This is a genomic window from Bacillus sp. GB_SG_008 (genome assembly GCF_052038115.1).
In the GTDB taxonomy this organism is placed as follows: domain Bacteria; phylum Bacillota; class Bacilli; order Bacillales; family Bacillaceae_G; genus Bacillus_A; species Bacillus_A rhizoplanae.
The window spans coordinates 792,158-812,216 of record NZ_JBPZSK010000001.1; the positions used below are offsets into that span (position 1 = coordinate 792,158).

General features: G+C 36.4%; 24 protein-coding genes. 19 read left to right on the forward strand and 5 right to left on the reverse strand.

Annotation, left to right across the window (positions count from 1 at the left end):
- Positions 1-171 precede the first annotated feature (171 nt).
- On the reverse strand, positions 172-1,119 hold the full coding sequence (locus ACTDJC_RS04090; RefSeq protein ID WP_098305633.1) for a COX15/CtaA family protein: 948 nt from the start codon (positions 1,117-1,119) through the stop codon (positions 172-174).
- 515 nt (positions 1,120-1,634) lie between these two features.
- Here ACTDJC_RS04090 and cyoE point away from each other — a divergent pair.
- The 6 genes from cyoE (at position 1,635) to ctaG (ending at position 7,683) form a co-directional block, all read left to right on the forward strand.
- Positions 1,635-2,558: a heme o synthase gene (cyoE, locus tag ACTDJC_RS04095; protein ID WP_098305631.1), complete on the forward strand. Its 924-nt coding sequence runs from the start codon at positions 1,635-1,637 to the stop codon at positions 2,556-2,558.
- Positions 2,559-2,650: 92 nt separating this feature from the next.
- Complete coding sequence (gene coxB, locus ACTDJC_RS04100; RefSeq protein WP_098305629.1) at positions 2,651-3,700, forward strand: cytochrome c oxidase subunit II; 1,050 nt, start codon at positions 2,651-2,653, stop codon at positions 3,698-3,700.
- Positions 3,701-3,733: 33 nt separating this feature from the next.
- Positions 3,734-5,596, forward strand: a complete 1,863-nt coding sequence (ctaD, locus tag ACTDJC_RS04105) for a cytochrome c oxidase subunit I (protein ID WP_098305626.1) — start codon at positions 3,734-3,736, stop codon at positions 5,594-5,596.
- Positions 5,596-6,219 carry a cytochrome (ubi)quinol oxidase subunit III gene (locus ACTDJC_RS04110; protein WP_098305624.1) on the forward strand — a complete coding sequence of 208 codons (624 nt, stop codon included), beginning with the start codon at positions 5,596-5,598 and terminating at the stop codon, positions 6,217-6,219. Before ctaD ends, ACTDJC_RS04110 begins: the two co-directional genes overlap by 1 nt.
- 3 nt (positions 6,220-6,222) lie before the next feature.
- On the forward strand, positions 6,223-6,561 hold the full coding sequence (gene ctaF, locus ACTDJC_RS04115; protein ID WP_098305622.1) for a cytochrome c oxidase subunit IVB: 339 nt from the start codon (positions 6,223-6,225) through the stop codon (positions 6,559-6,561).
- Positions 6,562-6,777: 216 nt separating this feature from the next.
- Positions 6,778-7,683 carry a cytochrome c oxidase assembly factor CtaG gene (ctaG, locus tag ACTDJC_RS04120; protein WP_440602707.1) on the forward strand — a complete coding sequence of 302 codons (906 nt, stop codon included), beginning with the start codon at positions 6,778-6,780 and terminating at the stop codon, positions 7,681-7,683.
- Positions 7,684-7,998: 315 nt separating this feature from the next.
- Here ctaG and ACTDJC_RS04125 read toward each other — a convergent pair whose 3' ends face one another.
- Complete coding sequence (locus ACTDJC_RS04125) at positions 7,999-8,364, reverse strand: YugN family protein (protein ID WP_098305618.1); 366 nt, start codon at positions 8,362-8,364, stop codon at positions 7,999-8,001.
- A 214-nt stretch (positions 8,365-8,578) separates the two neighbouring features.
- Here ACTDJC_RS04125 and ACTDJC_RS04130 point away from each other — a divergent pair, with 214 nt between their 5' ends.
- From ACTDJC_RS04130 to ACTDJC_RS04155, 6 genes are all read left to right on the forward strand, one after another.
- The gene (locus ACTDJC_RS04130; protein WP_098305616.1) at positions 8,579-9,610 is read left to right on the forward strand and encodes a CAP domain-containing protein; all 1,032 of its coding nucleotides are present in this window, start codon (positions 8,579-8,581) and stop codon (positions 9,608-9,610) included.
- Between the two features lie 87 nt (positions 9,611-9,697).
- On the forward strand, positions 9,698-10,111 hold the full coding sequence (locus tag ACTDJC_RS04135; protein ID WP_440602708.1) for a YlbD family protein: 414 nt from the start codon (positions 9,698-9,700) through the stop codon (positions 10,109-10,111).
- An 11-nt stretch (positions 10,112-10,122) separates the two neighbouring features.
- The gene (locus ACTDJC_RS04140) at positions 10,123-10,368 is read left to right on the forward strand and encodes a YlbE-like family protein (RefSeq protein WP_098305612.1); all 246 of its coding nucleotides are present in this window, start codon (positions 10,123-10,125) and stop codon (positions 10,366-10,368) included.
- Positions 10,369-10,444: 76 nt separating this feature from the next.
- Complete coding sequence (locus tag ACTDJC_RS04145) at positions 10,445-11,017, forward strand: histidine phosphatase family protein (RefSeq protein ID WP_098305610.1); 573 nt, start codon at positions 10,445-10,447, stop codon at positions 11,015-11,017.
- A 76-nt stretch (positions 11,018-11,093) separates the two neighbouring features.
- Positions 11,094-11,546, forward strand: a complete 453-nt coding sequence (locus tag ACTDJC_RS04150; protein WP_098305608.1) for a YlbF family regulator — start codon at positions 11,094-11,096, stop codon at positions 11,544-11,546.
- Between the two features lie 161 nt (positions 11,547-11,707).
- Positions 11,708-11,983: a YlbG family protein gene (locus ACTDJC_RS04155; protein WP_098305606.1), complete on the forward strand. Its 276-nt coding sequence runs from the start codon at positions 11,708-11,710 to the stop codon at positions 11,981-11,983.
- An 81-nt stretch (positions 11,984-12,064) separates the two neighbouring features.
- On the opposite strand, the gene ACTDJC_RS04160 is transcribed toward ACTDJC_RS04155, so the two are convergent.
- Positions 12,065-12,454: a DUF7147 family protein gene (locus ACTDJC_RS04160; RefSeq protein WP_098305602.1), complete on the reverse strand. Its 390-nt coding sequence runs from the start codon at positions 12,452-12,454 to the stop codon at positions 12,065-12,067.
- Between the two features lie 441 nt (positions 12,455-12,895).
- Between ACTDJC_RS04160 and rsmD the strand changes: the two genes are divergently transcribed.
- On the forward strand, positions 12,896-13,471 hold the full coding sequence (gene rsmD / locus ACTDJC_RS04165) for a 16S rRNA (guanine(966)-N(2))-methyltransferase RsmD (protein WP_098305600.1): 576 nt from the start codon (positions 12,896-12,898) through the stop codon (positions 13,469-13,471).
- Positions 13,459-13,947 carry a pantetheine-phosphate adenylyltransferase gene (gene coaD, locus ACTDJC_RS04170; protein ID WP_098305598.1) on the forward strand — a complete coding sequence of 163 codons (489 nt, stop codon included), beginning with the start codon at positions 13,459-13,461 and terminating at the stop codon, positions 13,945-13,947. Before rsmD ends, coaD begins: the two co-directional genes overlap by 13 nt.
- Here the strand turns inward: coaD and ylbJ are convergent.
- On the reverse strand, positions 13,942-15,174 hold the full coding sequence (gene ylbJ, locus ACTDJC_RS04175; protein WP_440602709.1) for a sporulation integral membrane protein YlbJ: 1,233 nt from the start codon (positions 15,172-15,174) through the stop codon (positions 13,942-13,944). The two genes, coaD and ylbJ, sit on opposite strands and share 6 nt — an antisense overlap.
- A 107-nt stretch (positions 15,175-15,281) precedes the next feature.
- Between ylbJ and ACTDJC_RS04180 the strand changes: the two genes are divergently transcribed.
- The gene (locus ACTDJC_RS04180; RefSeq protein ID WP_141524950.1) at positions 15,282-16,073 is read left to right on the forward strand and encodes a patatin-like phospholipase family protein; all 792 of its coding nucleotides are present in this window, start codon (positions 15,282-15,284) and stop codon (positions 16,071-16,073) included.
- The gene (locus tag ACTDJC_RS04185; protein WP_098305594.1) at positions 16,066-17,091 is read left to right on the forward strand and encodes a SepM family pheromone-processing serine protease; all 1,026 of its coding nucleotides are present in this window, start codon (positions 16,066-16,068) and stop codon (positions 17,089-17,091) included. The genes ACTDJC_RS04180 and ACTDJC_RS04185 overlap by 8 nt, the downstream gene beginning before the upstream one ends.
- A 167-nt stretch (positions 17,092-17,258) precedes the next feature.
- Here ACTDJC_RS04185 and ACTDJC_RS04190 read toward each other — a convergent pair whose 3' ends face one another.
- Positions 17,259-18,500: a nucleotidyltransferase gene (locus ACTDJC_RS04190; protein ID WP_309247657.1), complete on the reverse strand. Its 1,242-nt coding sequence runs from the start codon at positions 18,498-18,500 to the stop codon at positions 17,259-17,261.
- A gap of 153 nt (positions 18,501-18,653) precedes the next feature.
- Between ACTDJC_RS04190 and ACTDJC_RS04195 the strand changes: the two genes are divergently transcribed.
- The 3 genes from ACTDJC_RS04195 (at position 18,654) to ACTDJC_RS04205 (ending at position 20,040) form a co-directional block, all read left to right on the forward strand.
- The gene (locus ACTDJC_RS04195) at positions 18,654-19,154 is read left to right on the forward strand and encodes a YceD family protein (RefSeq protein ID WP_098305590.1); all 501 of its coding nucleotides are present in this window, start codon (positions 18,654-18,656) and stop codon (positions 19,152-19,154) included.
- 61 nt (positions 19,155-19,215) lie between these two features.
- Complete coding sequence (gene rpmF, locus ACTDJC_RS04200; protein WP_001984764.1) at positions 19,216-19,389, forward strand: 50S ribosomal protein L32; 174 nt, start codon at positions 19,216-19,218, stop codon at positions 19,387-19,389.
- A 129-nt stretch (positions 19,390-19,518) separates the two neighbouring features.
- Positions 19,519-20,040 carry an RsfA family transcriptional regulator gene (locus ACTDJC_RS04205; protein WP_098305588.1) on the forward strand — a complete coding sequence of 174 codons (522 nt, stop codon included), beginning with the start codon at positions 19,519-19,521 and terminating at the stop codon, positions 20,038-20,040.
- Positions 20,041-20,059 lie beyond the last annotated feature (19 nt).

Here is a 20,059-nt window from a genome sequence, read left to right on the forward strand (position 1 = left end):
TGAACCAATCGGGCTTTTACTACCCGTTAATGTGGGATGAAACTGCTATGTGTACGATTTTTTACATATCTTACTCATTTGGCAGTTGTAAAAGATAAAAATAAAAAAGAGCTGCTTGATGCAGCTCTTTTTGCTTTTTGAAAATAATAACTTGTCGCAATAGAAAAGTTATTATATTAGTTTCTTTTGCTGTGTAGTATGATTCATTTCTGTTTTTTGTATGTTTGATTTACTACGTGTTGCTAGCATAACTAAATAGCATAATACAGCAAATAAGCATGATATAAAGAGTGAATGCAGAAGTGACATCGTTAAGCTTGCCCCTGTGAATACAACTAAAATACCAGAGATTGCTTGACACATCACAAGGCCAAATGCTGTGATCCACCCATAATATATAACAGCTTGTTGTTTATATTGCCGGATAGCTATAATCATTGCGTATAAAATCCAAACAAAAATTAATGTAGCGGCAAATCGATGTCCCATTTGTACCCATTCATGAAATTGCGTTGGAAATGGACTGTTTCTGCTGCATAATGGAAAAGTTGGACATGCTAAGCTTGCATGTTCATGACGTACCAATGCCCCTGTATAGACAACAATGTAACTGTAAATTGTTACACCGTAAATATGAAATTTCATCTTCTTATCAATATTAAGTGAGTGGACATCAAACTTTTTATCAATTTCAAAGATGAGGAGTGTCAATAAAATAACAGCAGCAAATGAAATAAGAGAGATACCGAAATGAATTGCTAATACAGCTGGAACTTGTCCCCATACAACTGCAGCTGCTCCCATGAGTGCTTGAGCTACTAAAAATGCGAAAGACAGAATGGCAAGGGTTTTTGTTTCCCGAACATGTCCGTAGTATTTCCAAGCTAAGACACATAGTAGTGTAACAAGAATCCCTGCAGAGCCTGAAGTAAGGCGATGACTCAGCTCAATAATTGTGTGCATTGATAGGTGCGAGGAAAGCAATTCCCCGTTACATAGCGGCCAAGATTTACCACACCCTTGTCCTGAACCAGTCTTAGTAACTAATGCTCCGCCAAGGAGAACACATAATAAATCAAAACTCGTAATGACTGCTAACCATTTTATAAAACGTTGCAATCCTTTTCACCAGCTTTCTATTCTAAAGTTATTGTGCAATATTTTAATGAAATAAATATTATAGAAACAGAAATGCACTACAGTCCTATGATATATAAAATCTTATAAAATAGCAAAGGGGGACAGGAAAGGAGAAGGTAAGATGAAATAATACTAAAATCCAGAAAATAAATTGCTTATTTTAACAAAATTAGGGGATTTTATAAATAAATAAACGGAAATACATGCGGAATTTGACAAAATGGTTTATTATAAAAGGTAATTACGTGCTATTATGAAGTGAGTAGGGAAAAACTTTTTTAATCATAGACACAAAAAGTTCATGTTTTCTTCACAATTTTTTCATGAAATATGTTTTAATATATTCGAGTGAGAAGTGTATATTAATAGCAGAACCATAAAACAACATTTCTACTGTAATAATATTGTTATATAGAAGCTAAAGAGTGTTTTATTTCGAATAAAATGCCCATTGCAGAGTAATTATGATGAAAGTTTTAGAGGGGGTTGAAACGATGAGCCATGCAACAAGTCAATTGCATGAGGAATCAACCGTAACGGATGTGCCGGAAACAAGTCGTGTACAAGATTTGTTAGCGCTTGTAAAAATGGGAATTGTAAATTCAAATACATTAACGGTATTTACTGGTTTTTGGTTGGCTCTACATTTTAATGGATTAAACTTTGTGGATCAGCTGGATAAAATGTTTTTCACAATTGCTGGTTCTGCACTTATTATGGCAGGATCATGTAGTTTGAATAACTACATTGATCGTGATATTGATCATTTAATGGAACGAACAAAAAATCGTCCGACAGTAACTGGAAAAATGAAACCAAATTTTGTATTAACATTTGGTATTGTACTATTATTATTAGGTTTCGTATTCTTGCTTCTTACAACACCGATGGCTGCATTTATTGGTTTTATTGGAGCTTTCACATATGTTGTTCTTTATTCATTATGGACAAAGAGAGCATACACACTTAATACAGTAGTAGGTAGTGTATCAGGAGCAGTTCCACCTTTAATTGGTTGGGCAGCTATTGATCCAAGTTTGAATCATCCTATTGCTTGGATGTTATTCTTAATTATGTTTATTTGGCAAATCCCACACTTCCTCGCTCTTGCGATGAAACGTGTTGAAGAATATCGCAATGCAGGTATTCCAATGCTTCCTGTTGTGTATGGATTTGATATTACAAAACGTCAAATTATGATTTGGACAGTATGCTTATTGCCACTGCCATTTTATATGAGTGCACTTGGAGTAACATTTATGATAATTGCAACATTGCTTAACATCGGTTGGATCGTGTTAGGGTTTTATGGCTACCGTAAGAAAGATGACATCAAATGGTCCGTGCAAATGTTTGTATACTCCTTGAATTACTTAACAATCTTATTTATTTCAATGATTGTTGTAACATTCTTCTAAGACAACGACATAAGGGGATTTCTTTACATTGAGATTTACTTTACTTACTATAAAGTACAATCTAAATAACAAAGAAAGTGGGGGTTGTTTGCATGAAGAAACAGTGGCGATTGCTTTCGCTCGTTTCACTAGTGGCTTTACTGTTAGGGGGATGCGGTAAAGCCTTTCAATCTACTTTGATTCCACAGGGTGAAGTAGCAAAAATGCAATATGATTTATTGTTATTAGCCAGTGCAATCATGGTTGGTGTCGTTCTTGTTGTTACGATTATTTTCTTATATGTAATTGTGCGTTTCCGTCAAAGAAAGGGACAGGAAAACTATATTCCGAAGCAAGTAGAAGGAAATCACAAGCTAGAAATTATATGGACAGTCATTCCGATTTTACTTTTATTGGTATTGGCTGTCCCTACTGTTACATATACGTTTAAACTTGCTGACGTTAGTGCAATGGAGAAAAAGAATATTGATAAAGATACAATCGTTGTTGATGTAACAGCGAATCTTTATTGGTGGGAATTTTCTTACAATAATGAAAAATTAGTAACTTCGCAAGATTTAGTCATCCCTACAGGTAAAAAAGTGTATTTAAATTTAAAGGGTTCTGATATTAAACATTCATTTTGGGTCCCATCTTTAGCGGGGAAAATGGATACGAATCCGGATAATACGAACAAAATGTGGATTAAAGCAGACAAATCGGGCACATATAACGGTTTTTGTGCAGAATTTTGTGGACCATCTCACGCTTTAATGCAGTTTAAAGTTAAAGCTGTTGATGAAAGCGAGTACAAAAAATGGGTTGCTAGTATGAAGGACTTAGATGGCAAGAAAGCTGTTGCTTCTACGCAAGAGCAGGAAGGTAAACAAATCTTTGAAAAGAGTTGCATCGGTTGTCATGCTGTTGGATCAAATGATAGCAGACCGCCTACTGCACGTATTGCACCGAATTTAGCCAACTTCGCAGATCGTGATATGGTTGCAGGTATTGCTGAAAATAATGAGGAAAATGTGAAGAAGTGGTTAAAAGACCCTGAAAGCATGAAACCAGGAAATAAAATGACTGGAAAATACGGTAATCTTACTGACGATCAAGTAGATGCATTAAACGCATACTTAAAAACATTAAAAGTTGAAAAGTAAAGAGAAACTATTTGCGAAGGGGAGGTTGAAAACGTGAGTTCTGTAGCAAAAAAACAGGGAGTGGGCTCTGTAATTTGGGATTATTTAACGACAGTAGACCATAAAAAAATTGCCATTCTCTATTTAATTGCAGGTGGGTTATTTTTTATCATCGGGGGAATAGAAGCATTATTTATTCGGTTTCAGTTAGCGATTCCAAACAATGCTTTTCTCGTTGGGGATATGTACAACCAAGTGTTAACAATGCACGGAACAACAATGATTTTCTTAGCGGCAATGCCACTTGTATTTGCAATGATGAATGCGGCGGTACCACTTCAAATTGGTGCACGAGACGTTGCGTTTCCATTTATTAATGCTCTTGGATTTTGGCTGTTTTTCTTTGGGGGCGTATTTTTAAACTTAAGTTGGTTTTTAGGTGGGGCGCCTGATGCAGGTTGGACATCGTATGCATCGTTATCACTCGCATCAAAGGGACACGGTATCGACTTCTATGTCCTTGGTTTGCAAATTGCGGGTATTGGAACATTAATAGGAGGAATTAACTTCCTTGTTACCATTATTAATATGCGGGCACCTGGAATGACATATATGCGGATGCCGATGTTTACATGGACAACTTTTGTAACATCTGCACTTATATTATTTGCATTCCCACCACTTACAGTAGGCCTAGCCCTGTTAATGTTAGATCGTTTATTTGGCACAAGTTTCTTTAACCCAGCTTTAGGAGGAAATACGATTATATGGGAGCATTTATTCTGGATCTTCGGTCACCCAGAAGTATATATTCTTATACTCCCTGTTTTCGGAATATTCTCAGAAATCTTCGCGACATTCTCTAAAAAACGTTTATTCGGATACTCATCTATGGTATTTGCAACGGTATTAATTGGATTTTTAGGATTTATGGTATGGGCACATCATATGTTTACAGTAGGTCTTGGTCCAGTAGCAAATGCGATCTTTTCTGTAGCTACAATGGCAATTGCTGTTCCAACAGGTATTAAAATTTTTAACTGGCTCTTTACGATGTGGGGTGGAAGCATTCGCTTTACAACACCAATGATGTGGGCTCTTGGTTTTATTCCATCATTCGTTATGGGTGGGGTGACAGGGGTTATGCTTGCATCAGCTCCTGCTGATTATCAATTTCACGATAATTACTTCGTTGTAGCTCACTTCCATTACGTAATTGTTGGTGGGGTTGTGTTCGGATTATTTGCAGGTGCTCATTATTTTTGGCCGCTTATGTTTAATAAACTCCTAGATGAGACGCTTGGTAAAATTACATTTTGGTTGTTCTTTATTGGCTTTCATTTAACGTTCTTTATTCAGCACTTCCTTGGTTTAATGGGTATGCCGCGTCGCTATTTTACGTATTTGCCAGGACAAGGATTAGAAGTTGGGAACTTAATTAGTACGGTAGGGGCAGTATTTATGGCTCTCGGAACAATCGTACTGTTAGCTAATGTTGTAAAAACATCCTTTTCTAAAAAACAAGCTGGTCGCGATCCTTGGGATGGTCGTACATTAGAATGGTCAATTCCAGCGCCGACACCTGAGTATAATTTTAAGCAATTACCGTTTGTACGTGGATTAGATCCATTCTGGATTGAAAAACGTGAAGGGAAAAACGAAATGACGCCAGCAGAACCGGTTGGGGATATTCACATGCCAAACGGATCTTTCCTACCATTTGTCATTTCCTTAGGTTTATTTACTGCAGCATTTGGAGCGATGTATATGCACGCGGGGAAAGAGAAAATGTGGCTAGTAGTAGCGATTATTGGTCTTATTATTACATTTGGAGCAATGCTCTTACGATCTGTAATTGATGATCATGGATACCATATTCATAAAGAAGATTTAGAAGATAAAGGGGGCAAGGCGTAATGCATGCAGAGGAAAAATTAACAAATGAAACCTTTCCAGCAGAGCCTGAAAAAGCAACCCTTGAAGGAAAGAATAAATTTATTGGATTTTGGTTGTTTCTAGGAGGCGAGACAGTACTATTTGCGTCCTTGTTCGGAACATATTTAGCACTGAAAAATTCAACAAATGGTGGACCGTCATCACAAGAAATGTTTCAAATGCCGCTTGTGTTCATTATGACAATGCTTCTTTTAACGAGTAGTTTAACAAGTGTTTATGCAATATATCATATGAAGAATTTTAACTTTAAGCAAATGCAGCTTTGGCTTATTATCACTGTATTGCTTGGGGTTGGATTTTTAGGCTTTGAGATTTATGAATTTAATCATTACGTTCATGAGTTTAAACATACGATGAGAAGTAGTGCATTCGGTTCTGCATTTTATGCGTTAGTTGGTACGCACGGGTTACACGTACTATTTGGACTACTTTGGATTTTAACTTTAGTAATCCGTAATGCGAAGCGTGGCTTAAATTTATACAATGCTCCAAAGTTTTACGTTGCATCAATTTATTGGCACTTTATCGACGTAGTTTGGGTGTTTATTTTCACTGTAGTATATTTGATGGGAATGGTGGGATAAACAATGGCAATAAAACAAACAAATATAAATAATCCTAAAGTTGATCTTGCATATCGCAGAAAAAAAAGTGCGGAAGAAATGAAGCATCAAGTCATTACTTTTGGATTAATGATTTTTTTGACAGTCATTGCATTTGTAGCAGTCGCATATCCAAAAACATTTAGTCCGCTTTTTTCCGTACCACTTATTTTATTGTTAGCTGCTGTACAAGTTATTTTTCAATTGTATTATTTTATGCATATGAGTCATAAAGGGCATGAAGCCCCATCGATGTTTTTGTATTCAGGTTTACTAGTTGGGTTAATAACGATTTTAACTTTTACGACACTTATTTGGCTTTAAAAAGAAAGGGGATTGAATGTTTCATCAATCCCCTTTTACTTATCCCGCTATTCGCGGGCAGTAAGACCCCCACCTCAAGATTCAGAGAGAAGCGAGGAAGGTAGGTGGGGGATAACTGCCCGTAAAAGCTCGATTGGTTCAACTAACCATCAGTGGGAGATGAAAAAGCTCTCCACTGATGGAAGTTTCACTTTATAAAAGGGAGGGTGTAAAAAAGTGAGCAACTTATGGATATTTGGTTTTGAAGCACTGTGGAGCCCAATCTTTTTTCTTTTTATGTTAGCTGTTGTGATTGGTTATCTTTTAATTATTGGAAAGTATCGATATCGCTTCCCAAATGGCGAAGAAGTAAGTAAACGGAAAATCTTTTATTTTATAAGTGGTATGTTACTTTTGTATTTTGTTAAAGGAGGGCCAATTGATTTGCTTGGACATATTGTGTTTAGTGCACATATGTTTGAAATGGCAATCATGTATATGGCTGTACCTCCACTGTTATTACTTGGATTACCGAATTGGTTGTTTCAATACATAACATCATTTCGATTCATTCGTATGATGTTACATATATGGGCAAATCCTATTGTAGCTTTACTTGTTTTTAACGGACTATTTTCTATGTATCACTTGCCGGTTGTGTTCGATACAGTAAAGCAAAGCCAAATTGGACATCCAGTTGTTCTTGCTGTATTATTTTTTGTGGCTATGATGCTGTGGTGGCCCATATTTAATCCATTACCAGAATATCAAACACTAAGTGATATTAAAAAAATCGGTTACATGTTTGCTAATGGTATGTTATTAACGCCAGCCTGTGCACTTATTATTTTTGCAAATGTGCCATTGTTTGCGACCTATACAGATCCAAGTGCATGGATGAAGGCAATGGAACTTTGTGTACCAGCTGGAACGTTATCTAACTTAAATATTACAGGTCCTGATTTCTTACATTGGCTTCCTGTTCTAGAGGATCAGAAAACAGGAGGCATTATAATGAAGATTGTACAAGAAATTGTGTACGGAACAGTGATTGGGTATGTTTTCTTCTCATGGGCGCGTAAAGAACGAAAAAAGGATGCAGAACAGATTCAAGCATTACCCCCGTATTTGCAGTCAAAATAAAGTAAACTTTCATAAGTGGGGATTCTTCATCCCCACACTTATGGAAAGCTCTCACCAATCGAACGCATGCTAGTAGTTATTCATGATCTGTCTTCTTTGATTTCCTTGAGTCTTGAGGTGGGAGCTTCCTGTCTACGAATAGTGAGATAAATTTACAAAATAAAAAGAAGGTGTATCGTTATGTACACCTTCTTTTTGTTGTAACTGGTAGTAAGCCTTCTTTCAAGGGGGAACCTCGCTGCTTATGAGAGTATCATGGTTTGGGCAAATCATGAGTGGAGAATGCAGATCACCATTCACGGAAGTTTCATTTTATTATTCTATAATCGCTAAATCTTGCAACTCTTTTTCGATGTTTTGAAGTAATTGTTCACTTTTTTGAAGAACATTTTTTGGGAATTTTTCTTCTTCCCCGTACTCTACACCATGTGGATAATAATGTTTACCGAGAAGAGGTGTCAATAATTTAATTTGGGCATGTCGTCCTCCAACATCTCCTTCTATGGCAAAACCTTGTATACGTAAATAATACACATCTTTCAGCATTTCAAATTTATAGTCATATGTAACTCTCTCGTAATCCCATTGTCCAGCTAGTACAAAATGATGCTTGTCCATTACCTCAGTTAGAAGTGTGAAGTCGACAACTGTACCTTCAAGTTTCGTATTTGTAAATTGCATGAAATAGCCTCCTTATAATAAACGTAAAATCCCCTTGAATTTATAATAGTACGAATAGTTGAAAAATACAATTCGTATGGAGATAAAAGGTAGAATGTCTACTTTTATGCAAGAAATATGATATAGTGAACATAGTGTGGTACACACAAAATGGAGAAAAAACAGTTTTGTTTGTGTATACCTCAATTTCATGGGTATTCAGGAGGTATATAATTTGAAAATGTTGTTCCGTATTATAGTAATTACTATTCTTATTTTAGCGATTGATTTATACGGGAAATTACTCGTTTCTCAATATATATTACAATCCCCTCATTTAAAATCAGAGCATAAAATTGTGAAAATGAAAAAAGAAAATAAAGGTGTGCCAGAAACAATTTCACAGCTCCTAGGTAGTGACCCTGAAAATTTATTAGCGAATTGGGGCGAACCGGCGCGAATTGAACCATCTGCTTATGGTTATGAATGGTGGGTATATAATCAAGACTTATCGCACTATGTGCAGTTTGGAATTATAGATCATAAAATTGTTACGATTTATGTTGGCGGAGAGAAAGTGAATATTTCACCATTTCATATTGGTGAAAAGTATGAAGATGTTTATAAAAGGAATCCGTTTTCATATGAAATTTCACTTAAAATGGGAAAAAATAGTTATCAATTTGAATTGTCCGATGTTGAAGTAACAGAACAACCACTTGTTTCTATAGAAGGAGGGTGGGCGCAATTATATTTTGACCATTTTACACATAAGCTTGTCGGTGTTCGTTATATGGATGATGAAACATTAATAAAACAAAAGCCATATCAACTTGTTTATTCTGGAGAATTAACGAATCCACAACCATTATCACCAGAGCAAATGAAGCAGGTCGAACAAGGAAATGCACAGCAAATTTTAGATTTGACAAATATAATTCGTAGTCGTTATCACCTTCCATTATTAGTATGGGATCAACAAACGGCGGTAGTAGCATATGAACATAGTAAAGATATGAAAGATAGCAATTATTTTTCGCATGATTCGCCTTCGTTTGGAACATTAGGTGATCGTTTGCAAAAAGGAAATGTATCATTCCAACTAGCAGGAGAAAACATCGCGACGCAGTATAGTGATGGAATTGCGGCAGTGCAAGGGTGGTTAAATAGCGAGGACCATCGAAAGAATTTACTAAACGAACAATTCACTGGTCTAGGAATTGGAGTGTATGATAATTTTTATACACAAAATTTTATTCAAAAGTAAGGTGTATGAATTGCCTAAAAATAGGCGAACCATGCGCCTTTTTTTTCTTACAATATAATAGAAGATACATCTGGTGAGGTGATTGTAATGACAGTGGTAAAAGGAGATTTACATCCTTCTATTCAAAAATTCAAAGAGTTTGTGCGCCAGCATCCAAAGATGGTTCATGATGTTCGAAATGGAAAGAAATCGTGGCAACAATTTTATGAAGAGTGGTATTTACTTGGAGAACAAGATGATGTATGGAATCATTATAAGGTGAATGGAGAGGCAACTTCTGCTTCCGTACAAGAAGATCGCGAAGAAAATTCTGGAGACTTTATGGGACAAATGGTAGCGTTTTTTAAAAAGTTAGATGTGGAACAGGTGCAGCAACATTTAGCGAATATGACGACTGCACTTGGAAGCGTGCAGCAAGTTATTCAACAGTTTCAAGGGAACCAGGCAACAAAACAGCAGCGTAATTCTGAAAATAATCCGTTTTTCTTTCAAAAAGATTAGGAGGAAAAGTGATGAGAAAAGAACTCATCGAATTTGTAAGGTCGAATGAAGATTTACAGAAATATATTCGGGAGCAACCGTCTTGGTATCGGAAACTTTCTAGAGATCCAAGCGAAAAAGATGCATTTGAATTGGCGGCCATGCAATATTTTAAAAAGACTATTCCAGACAAGGTAGCTAAGTTTCAAAATCAGTTATCGGTTGCTTCTATAATGATAGATATGTTTCAATATATGAAACAGCAAAACGTTAATTAGTTGGAAGTAAAAATTGTGTCCGTCATGCGAAACTTTTGTTACAATGAAAAAGAATTCTGGAAAAAGGAGTTACAGCATGACGGAAATTTGTTTAGTACGACATGGACAAACTGATTGGAATTTTCAAGAGATTATTCAAGGAAGAGAAGATATTCCTTTGAATGAAATTGGAAAACAACAAGCGGCGCAGAGTGCAGAAGCATTACGAGCTGAAACATGGGATGTAATCATTAGTAGTCCCTTAGTGAGAGCACACGAGACGGCACAAGCAATTGCTGATGCGATCGGGATAAATATAATTCAGCATGATGAACGTTTTATGGAACGTAATTTTGGTGCAGCGTCAGGGAAACCAGTTGATGAAGTAAGGCAGCTCATTGCTGATGGGAATGTCGAGGGGCTGGAAACAGAGGAAGAAATTGTAGAGCGTTGTTTTTCTGCATTAAAAGATGTTGCTTATCAGTATGATGGGAAACGAATTATTATTGTTGCGCACTCTCATGCAATTAAAGCGATTCTTCATGCGATTGTTCCAAAGGAAATTACGTTTACAACGTCTTTAAAAAATGCGTGTATGAGTTATGTAAAACAATCAAAAGGGAAATGGACCGTATTAAGATACAATATTGCAGAACACATCTCTTTATAATTTGTTTTCAAGATGGGAAGCAAAGTTAGTAGTTCCGTTATAAATGTGATATGATTAGTATTCGGAGGTGTCTCTTATGATACTAGCGACGCTTGAGAGCGTAATGATTCTAGATGAAGCCGAACAATTAGCGAAAGCAGTTGTTTGTTCAGATATAGCTGAGCGTTATCGCGAATGCCATCATGCATTGCAGAAAAATCAAGAAGCACAAACATTAATTAAACAGTTTATAGCTCTGAAGGAACGATACGAAGAAGTACAGCGCTTTGGGAAATATCATCCAGATTTCACTTCAGTTTCTGCGCAAATGCGAGAATTGAAACGGGCAGTAGATTTGCATGAAGCGATAGTTGCTTTTAAAAAAGCAGAAAATGAATTGCAAAAGCTATTAGATGAAGTCAGTACAATGATTGGAATGGAAATCTCGACTTCTATTAAAGTTCCAACAGGGAACCCGTTCTTTGACGCAGGTGGATGTGGAGGCGGTTGTGGTTCTGGTGGTAGCTGTGGGTGCAAAAAAACGGGGTGATTTGCCCCGTTTTTTAGAATATAGAAGAAAATGGATACAAAAAACACCCGCTAGTATCTTTTGATGTTTGAAAAACTGATGAATAATTGTATGTAAAGTTATAAATTTCTGTGTGCTTTTTGTAAAATAGAAAGAATGAAATTATATAAAAGGAGAAAATTATGTTTGGGCAACGACAAAGTATGATTGTCTATCTAAATTCCTTAAAACACGCTAAAATTTTAAGGAAATACGGAAACATTCATTACATATCGAAGCGGTTTAAATATGCCGTTGTGTATTGTGATATGGAGCAACTGGAATATATGATGCAAAAATTAAATAAGCTTCCGTTTGTAAAAAAGGTAGAGCCATCTTATCGCCCATTTTTAAAAACGGAGTTCGAAAATTCTAGACCAGATCGTGCAAAAGAATATGATTATAATAAGATTGATTAAAAACCCACCAAAACTTTGGTGGGTTTTTCTTGTATTATTTGCATGTAGAACCAGTAAGATTTCCTAAATGGAAGTTTCACTTTATTGCATTGGCGGAATGAAATGGTTCATTCGTAAAATACCAATGAGATGGTTGAAATATAATTCTTTCTCTGGAAACATTGTCGATGGTTTGACTGTGAAAGAAACGACTTGTTTACCAATTTCTGAAGCGGTATTTTCAAACAAGGCAATGCGTTTGCTTTGTTTATCTTCTTCCACAGGAATTCCTTCTAGACATATGTATAATGGCTGGAAATTGCCTACTGCTGTTGGATGTAGAACAACAGCAAGGGAACAAACAGATTTATTATTTTTTAATGTGTGAAATTGTAACATATGAGATACACGGTGTTGGTTTGCCTTTGCGATTTCTAGTAACTCATATAAATCGGAGTAACCTTCACCTAGCTGAATAAAACGTTGAATCACGACTTTCCCCTCCTTCTTCTTCTTTTACTGTATCATTTCATTTTTGAAATGAAAAGAAGGTAAAGAAAAAACCCTGCCGAAGCAGGGCCCCTCTTACACTAGTATGACTAGCAAGAAGGCAAAGGGAGAGGAGAAACCGGAGGAAGAACTTATGGGGAAACGTAAGTCTTCTCCGCGGTTGGCAACAACATCGAAGGTGATGTTGTTATCCTTATTTATGTCCAAACTATATAAAGATATACATTGTAAAATTAAAATTTCTCTTTTGCTTTTTATTTTTCTTTCGGGTGTTTTATGATAGGATAAAAAAGATGAATATACATAAAGTGAAACTTCTATCAGTGGAAGTCTTACTGTCCGTAAGTAGTAAGTAAGATTGAGCTTACACAAGAATGATTTACATGAACATCTGTTAGAAAGAGATAAAGGTAGTGACAAATTATGAGAGTAGTTTCAGGGAAGTGTAAAGGTCATCCTTTAAAAGCTGTACCAGGTAACACAACGCGTCCAACAACAGACAAGGTGAAAGAAGCCATTTTTAATATTATCGGTCCTTATTTTGACGGTGGTTTAGCTCTTGATTTGTTTGGAGGAAGCGGTGGTCTTGGTATTGAGGCTCTTAGTAGAGGGATAGATAAAGCTATTTTTGTTGATCGTGATGGAAAAGCTATAAAGGTTATCCATCAAAATTTAGAAAGCTGCAGGTTAGAAGCGCAAGCTGAAGTATATAGAAATGATGCAGAACGTGCTGTAAAGGCGCTTATGAAACGTGAGATATCATTCGACCTTGTACTATTAGATCCACCGTATAAAGATCAAAAGATTGTTTCTTTAATTAGTATAATGGATCAACACGGTCTATTGAAAGAAAACGGAATCGTTATGTCAGAGCATGGGGTAGATGTAGAATTACCTGAAACAATTGGAAGACTTGTGAAGGTAAGAGCTGAAAACTATGGTATTACAGCGATTTCGATTTATAAGTATGAAGGTGAGGGGACCGAATGGCAAGCATAGCAATTTCTTCGGGAAGTTTTGATCCGATTACGCTTGGACATTTAGACATTATTAAGAGGGGCGCAAAAGTCTTTAACGAAGTATATGTTGTTGTTTTAAACAATTCATCAAAGAAACCGCTTTTTACAGTAGAAGAGCGTTTAGAATTAATTCGCGAGGCGACAAAAGATATTCCGAATGTAAAGGTTGATTCACACAGTGGCTTATTAGTAGAGTATGCGAGGATGCGTAATGCAAATGCGATTTTACGCGGTTTGCGCGCCGTATCTGATTTTGAATATGAAATGCAAATTACATCCATGAATCGTAAATTAGAAGAGAATGTAGAAACATTTTTTATTATGACAAATAATCAATATTCCTTTTTAAGCTCAAGTATTGTAAAAGAAGTAGCGCGTTATGGTGGTAATGTTGCTGGGCTTGTCCCGCCAATTGTAGAACGTGCTTTAAAAGAGAAATTTCAAACCCCGTTATGATGAACGGGGTTTTTTGCTATTGATAAGACGCAAGAATAGTAACATAACATATAAATATAAACAAAACAGTGTAAAGGTCGGACCATATGTAACTAGTGCGGCCCATCCTTTTGCCAACAGGGTAGATTGCTTAGATAAAAAGACTGGAATATCATATTGGGTAGGTGAAAAAGAATGTAATCTTTCATAAAGTGGTCCCCAAAATATATATGTATAGATTGGAGCAAGGATACTTTGAATAATTCGTGCGATAAAATATGGTTTAAAACGAATGTCGGTTTCTGCTAAAATACTGGCAACTTGAGCTTGAATTGAAAGACCGCTAAATGCTAAAACGAAACTTGTCATCATGGCTTGTTGTAAAATAGAAGTATGCTCTGTTTGACTAATCATTTGGCTCCCGAGTGTCATTTCAAAAAGACCGGATAAAATGGGAAAACTAAAGTAAGGCGAAAGTTGAAATGCAACTAATATTTGTTTCATAATAAGGGCAAGGAAAGTTGTAATATGAAAAACAGTTAGCATTTTATTGAAAACAGAGAATAAAATAATAAACCCGCCAATCATAAGTAATGTTTGAATTGAAGAAGTGATAGCGTCACCGATTAATTTGCCAATGGGTCGTTTTTCTTGTAATCGAGTTTTATGAAGAACGGAAAAGGCGTGTCGTAATGGAATGGGCGTTGAATGTTTCTTCGTTTCTGTTTGCATGTGTCTATCTTGGTAAAAACGCATGAGTAGTCCAACTGTGAAGTTACTGACATAATGGGCAGCTGCTAAAATTAGTCCTAGTTTTGGATTGTCAAAGAAACCAATCGCTACAGCGCCGAAAATAAATAATGGATTAGAAGAGTTTGTGAAAGACACAAGGCGCTCTGCTTCAATTTGTGTAAGTTGATTTTCTTGGCGTAATCGAGCGCTTAATTTTGCACCTGCAGGAAAACCAGAGGCCATCCCCATTGCCCATACAAATCCTCCGATACCAGGTACACGAAAGAGTGGACGCATAAGGGGTTCTAATAACACACCAATGAACTTTACAATCCCAAGTCCAATTAGAAGTTCTGCAATAATAAAAAAAGGTAGCAGCGAAGGAAAGACAACTTCCCACCATATATTTAAGCCTCGAATAGATGATTGCAGTGCCGCTTGGGGGTGGAGTACGAGAGAAACTGTAAAAAAAGTGACCGATATGGTGAGAAAGCCGGTTTTCCATTTTTCGTACATTTTGTATCCCCCTTTGTCCCAAATGTTCATTTCAGTATACGAGGATACATGGTGAAATTAGACCATAAGTATAAAAAGAGAGTGAAAAAATTTTGAGGGTGAAGAAGATGAGAGAGCCAAAAATTGGATTAGCACTTGGGTCAGGCGGTGCGAAAGGGTTTGCACATGTAGGTGTTATTAAAGTGTTAAGAGAGGCGGGGATACCTATTCATATGATTGCTGGGAGCAGTATGGGGGCACTAATAGGTACGTTTTATGCTGCAGGATGTAACGTGGACCGTTTGTATCGTTTAGCAACAGTATTTAAGCGAAAATACTATTTGGACTTCACTGTACCTAAAATGGGGTTTATTGCTGGCAAACGTGTGAAGGATATGATTAAAATGTTTACATATAATAAAAAATTAGAAGAACTGGATATCCCGACAGCGGTTGTAGCAACTGATATTCTAAATGGTGAAAAGGTTGTCTTTACACAAGGCTCTATTGCAGATGCTGTCAGGGCAAGTATTTCTGTACCCGGCATATTTGTTCCAGAGAAAATAAACGGAAGGTTATTGGTTGATGGGGGAGTAATTGATCGTATTCCAGTATCGGTAGTGAAAAAATTAGGAGCTGATATTGTGATTGCTGTTGATGTATCCCCTATTAAGGTTAATGGAGAAGTTACATCTATTTATGATGTCATTATGCAAAGTATTGAGATTATGCAGCATGAACTTGTAGTAAATAGACAAATTGCATCAGATCTTATGATGCATCCAGCTGTAGAACAATTTAGTTCACGGGCCTTTACGAATATAGAAGATATCATTCGTGTTGGAGAAGAAGAGGCGCAGCAGCATATTCAAACGATTTACACCTTGATTGAACAGTGGAAGGAGAAAAAGGATGTTTAAAAAATTTCGGTATTTATACGCATTACTCATTGGAGTTATAGTTGCAATGTTAATCGTGTTTGTTCCTCTGCCATATTATATTACAAAGCCAGGTATGGCAGAGAAATTAGAGCCGTACGTACAAGTTGAGGGAGGGAATAAAGAGAAGGGCGATTTTATGCTCGTTACAGTTTCAATGGGGCGAGCGAATGTTGTTAACTTTCTTTCTGCTAAATTTAATAAGTATGAAGAAATTTTAAAAAAGGAAGAAATTTTACAAAAAGGTGAAAGTGATGAAGAGTATCAATTACGCCAAGTGTATGCAATGAAAGAATCTCAAGATGCGGCTATTTATAATGCCTATAAACGAGCAAACTATCCTGTTAAGTTTGAAAATCAAGGTGTACTCGTAGCAGGAATTGCAGATGGTATGCCGGCTGCTGAAAAATTAAAACTTGGCGATCGTATTGTTGCTGTTGATGGACAACCATTTCAAACAGCAGAGGAGTTTATTGCGTACATGAAAACAAAAAAACAAAATGATGAAGTAACTATTAAGTATGTACACGAAAAGAATGAGAAAGAAGACAAATTTGTACTAAAACCAATTCCGCAAGATAAAAGTCGTGCTGGCATCGGAGTTTCTATTATTACGGATAAGAAACTTACAGTAAGTCCTAACGTGAAAATTGATGCGCATAAAATTGGAGGGCCTTCTGCTGGGCTTATGTTTACGTTAGAGATTTATAATCAGCTTGTGAAAGAAGATATAACAAAAGGTCACGAAATAGCTGGGACTGGAACAATAAACGAAAAAGGAGAAATCGGTCCAATTGGAGGTATTTCTCAAAAAGTAGTTGCAGCTCATAATGCGGGTGCAGAAGTATTCTTTGCTCCAAATGAGAAGGGAGCAAAGAATTCAAATTATAAAGAAGCGGTGAAAACAGCTAAAGATATAAATACAAAAATGAAGATTATACCTGTGGATACGTTAGATGATGCCTTAGCATATTTGGACAAAATGTCAGAAAAAAAGTAGATCCTCTCATTTAAGAGAGGATTTTTTTATCTCGCATTAACGGGCAGTAAGACCTAACTGATGGAAGTTTCGCTTTATCCCGCTATTCGCGGGCAGTAAGACCCCCACCTAAAACAAAAAAGATAGGTGGGGGTCTTACTGCTGGCATGAGCCCGGTTAGTTGAACTTTATAAAAATACATGTTGCGTTTCGTCATATCGAATCGGATGCTGCGTTATATCTCGCTTTATCATTTCACCGCAAAGGGGCTCTTGTAAAATAGAGAAATAAACAGCGCTTGCTTTTCGATCTATATCTAGAAGGGGATGCTGTAACGTTTTTGTATGAGAAAGCAAAGGGAGAGTTATTTGCTTTTTCATACTTGATATATATGCTTGTCCTTTCTGGGACATGCCAAGTAAACGTATATATTGTGCGTGCTGTTCTATGTGAGTTTTTTGCATTTCTTCTTTCGTTGTATTTGTTAAAATATGCGTGCAAATACGCTGTAGCCGTGTCCATGTGTAACGTTTTGTTTTTAATACTTCCATAAATCTCATGAATGAGGTCGCTTCCCGAATAGAAGATAAAATCCGATTCTCCAATCCTTCCTCTACTTCATATATATGTTGTAATTGAGATGGCGACATTGTCAGGAGTTTATATTTTAGTAAGTGAAAATAATTCTCCCAGTTATGTAATAGGTGATAGGAATGCTTGTACTGCTCCAAAAGTAGCTTTGTTATATTTGGAACAAAGGGAGCAATTGCTGAAAAAGTTTTCTGTTCATGAAATAATTGTTTGCGAATGCTCGTTGCACTGGCAATTCGTTCATCTTGAAATGTTTCATCATGATAATGTGAAGCAAAACGCTTAATTGTACTTGCTTTTATTGAACTTTTCTGCTCAATAATTGCTTCTGTGTAATGCAGTCCTAAAATATTATTTGGCTCTGAGACATCAATAGTAGCCATGTTTTTTTGTAAGGATGCAAATGCCTCAGAAGTGGCTTTTGCATAACTCATTCCGGTTTTGGTATATTGTTGTACAAGATGATTAAATAAATCCTGTTCAGTCTGGCGTATAGTAATTGTATTGTGGAAATGTTCAATATTACCATTTTCGCTTCCAAAGCAAATCTCAGAGACGCGAAGAGCATCTAATATTGAAATAGCACCGTTGGCAAATGTTTCAGCTTTTTGCGTTGCAAAGGCATAGGGAAGTTCGACGACAATATCTATTCCATTTGCTAATGCCATTTGTGTTCGCGCCCATTTTGAAACTAGTGCCGGCTCTCCTCGCTGTAAAAAGGGCCCGCTCATAACAGCGATGATTATATCGGCATTTGTTAACTTTTTGGTTTGTTGCACATGATAAGCATGACCGTTGTGAAACGGATTATATTCAACAATAATGCCGCTAGCTTTTATAATAATCTCTCCTTTCAGTGTAGCATCTTTTCCTAAAACATGATAATCTATATATTATTTCCTATAATGACTCCATTATAGTGTAAAGAAAAAATATTGACAAATATACAACGGCTAGCTATAATTTTGTTTGTTGCCTTGAGGTGATATGATATGAAATGGTCCATCCATCAATTGAACAAATATCGACATAAAGGACTAACGTTGGATGAGATGGTAGATGTAAGTGAGCTGAAAAATGTTGAGAAAGATGTTCGAGACATTACTCCTGTTCATGTGACAGGTAGAGTTGATTTTGGCTCCAACAAATTTACGTTCCATCTACATATAACAGGAAGCATGGTATTACCATGTTCTAGAACGTTAGTAGATGTAACATTACCATTTGACGTTGAAACAACTGAGGTGTTCTTAGTTTCGAAAGAAGATTACGAAACCGAAGCAGATTTTCATTACTTAGAAGGAGAAGTACTTGACTTACTCCCTGTAATTAAGGAAAATATACTATTGGAGATTCCAATGCAAATTTTCAGTGAGGATGTTTCTGAAGGAACACCGATGCAAGGTCGAGACTGGCAAGTGATTTCGGAAAAAAGCGAAGAAAAGCCTGTTGATCCAAGATTAGCAGGGCTTGCGAAGTTTTTTGACAAATAATCAGAAGACCGGTTTAGGCCTTCATATGAAAATAACTCTCTCTTTTAAGGAGGTGGGAAGAATGGCTGTACCTTTTAGAAGAACTTCTAAAACAGTAAAAAGAAAGCGTCGTACGCATTTCAAATTATCAGTACCTGGTATGGTAGAGTGCCCAAGCTGTGGTGAAGCGAAGTTAGCTCACCGTGTATGTAAAGCATGCGGTACTTACAAAGGTAAAGAAGTAATCAGCAAGTAATTGCGGAAATAAACGCAGGAGGGAAACCTTCTGCGTTTATTTTTTTAACTTTTTCTTTACATGTTATTCTTCTATCTTTTCTAGTAACTGCATATGTTTAATAAAAAATGCATAAGGAGGACTAGAGAGATGGCAACAACAAGACAAGATGCATGGACTGATGATGAAGATTTACTTCTGGCAGAAGTAGTGCTCCGGCATATTCGTGAAGGGGGAACGCAACTTTCTGCCTTCAAAGAAGTAGGAAGACATTTATCACGTACACCTGCTGCTTGTGGATTTCGCTGGAATTCTTACGTACGTAAACAATATAAAGAACTTATTGAAGAAGCAAAGCGGATAAGAAAAGCTGAAAATTATGAAGTGCAAGAACAAAAGAAAGAGAAAATAACTTCTCTTTCATTAACGTTAGAAGATGTAATTGTCTTTTTACAAAGATATAAGGAAGAAGAAGAAAAGACGGATTTATATAAAAAAATTGAAGTGTTGCAAAGGGAAAAAGAGGGGCTTTTGCAGCAGTTGTCGTTGTACGAAGAAGAGTATCGCACTTTATTTGATTATATTGACAAAAAAAGAAGTGCGATGGTATTAGAGCCTTCCGAAAAAGAGAGAAAATTGGAAAAAGGAATACTAGAAAAAACATCAAAATAAAAACAGCTGAATTACAGCT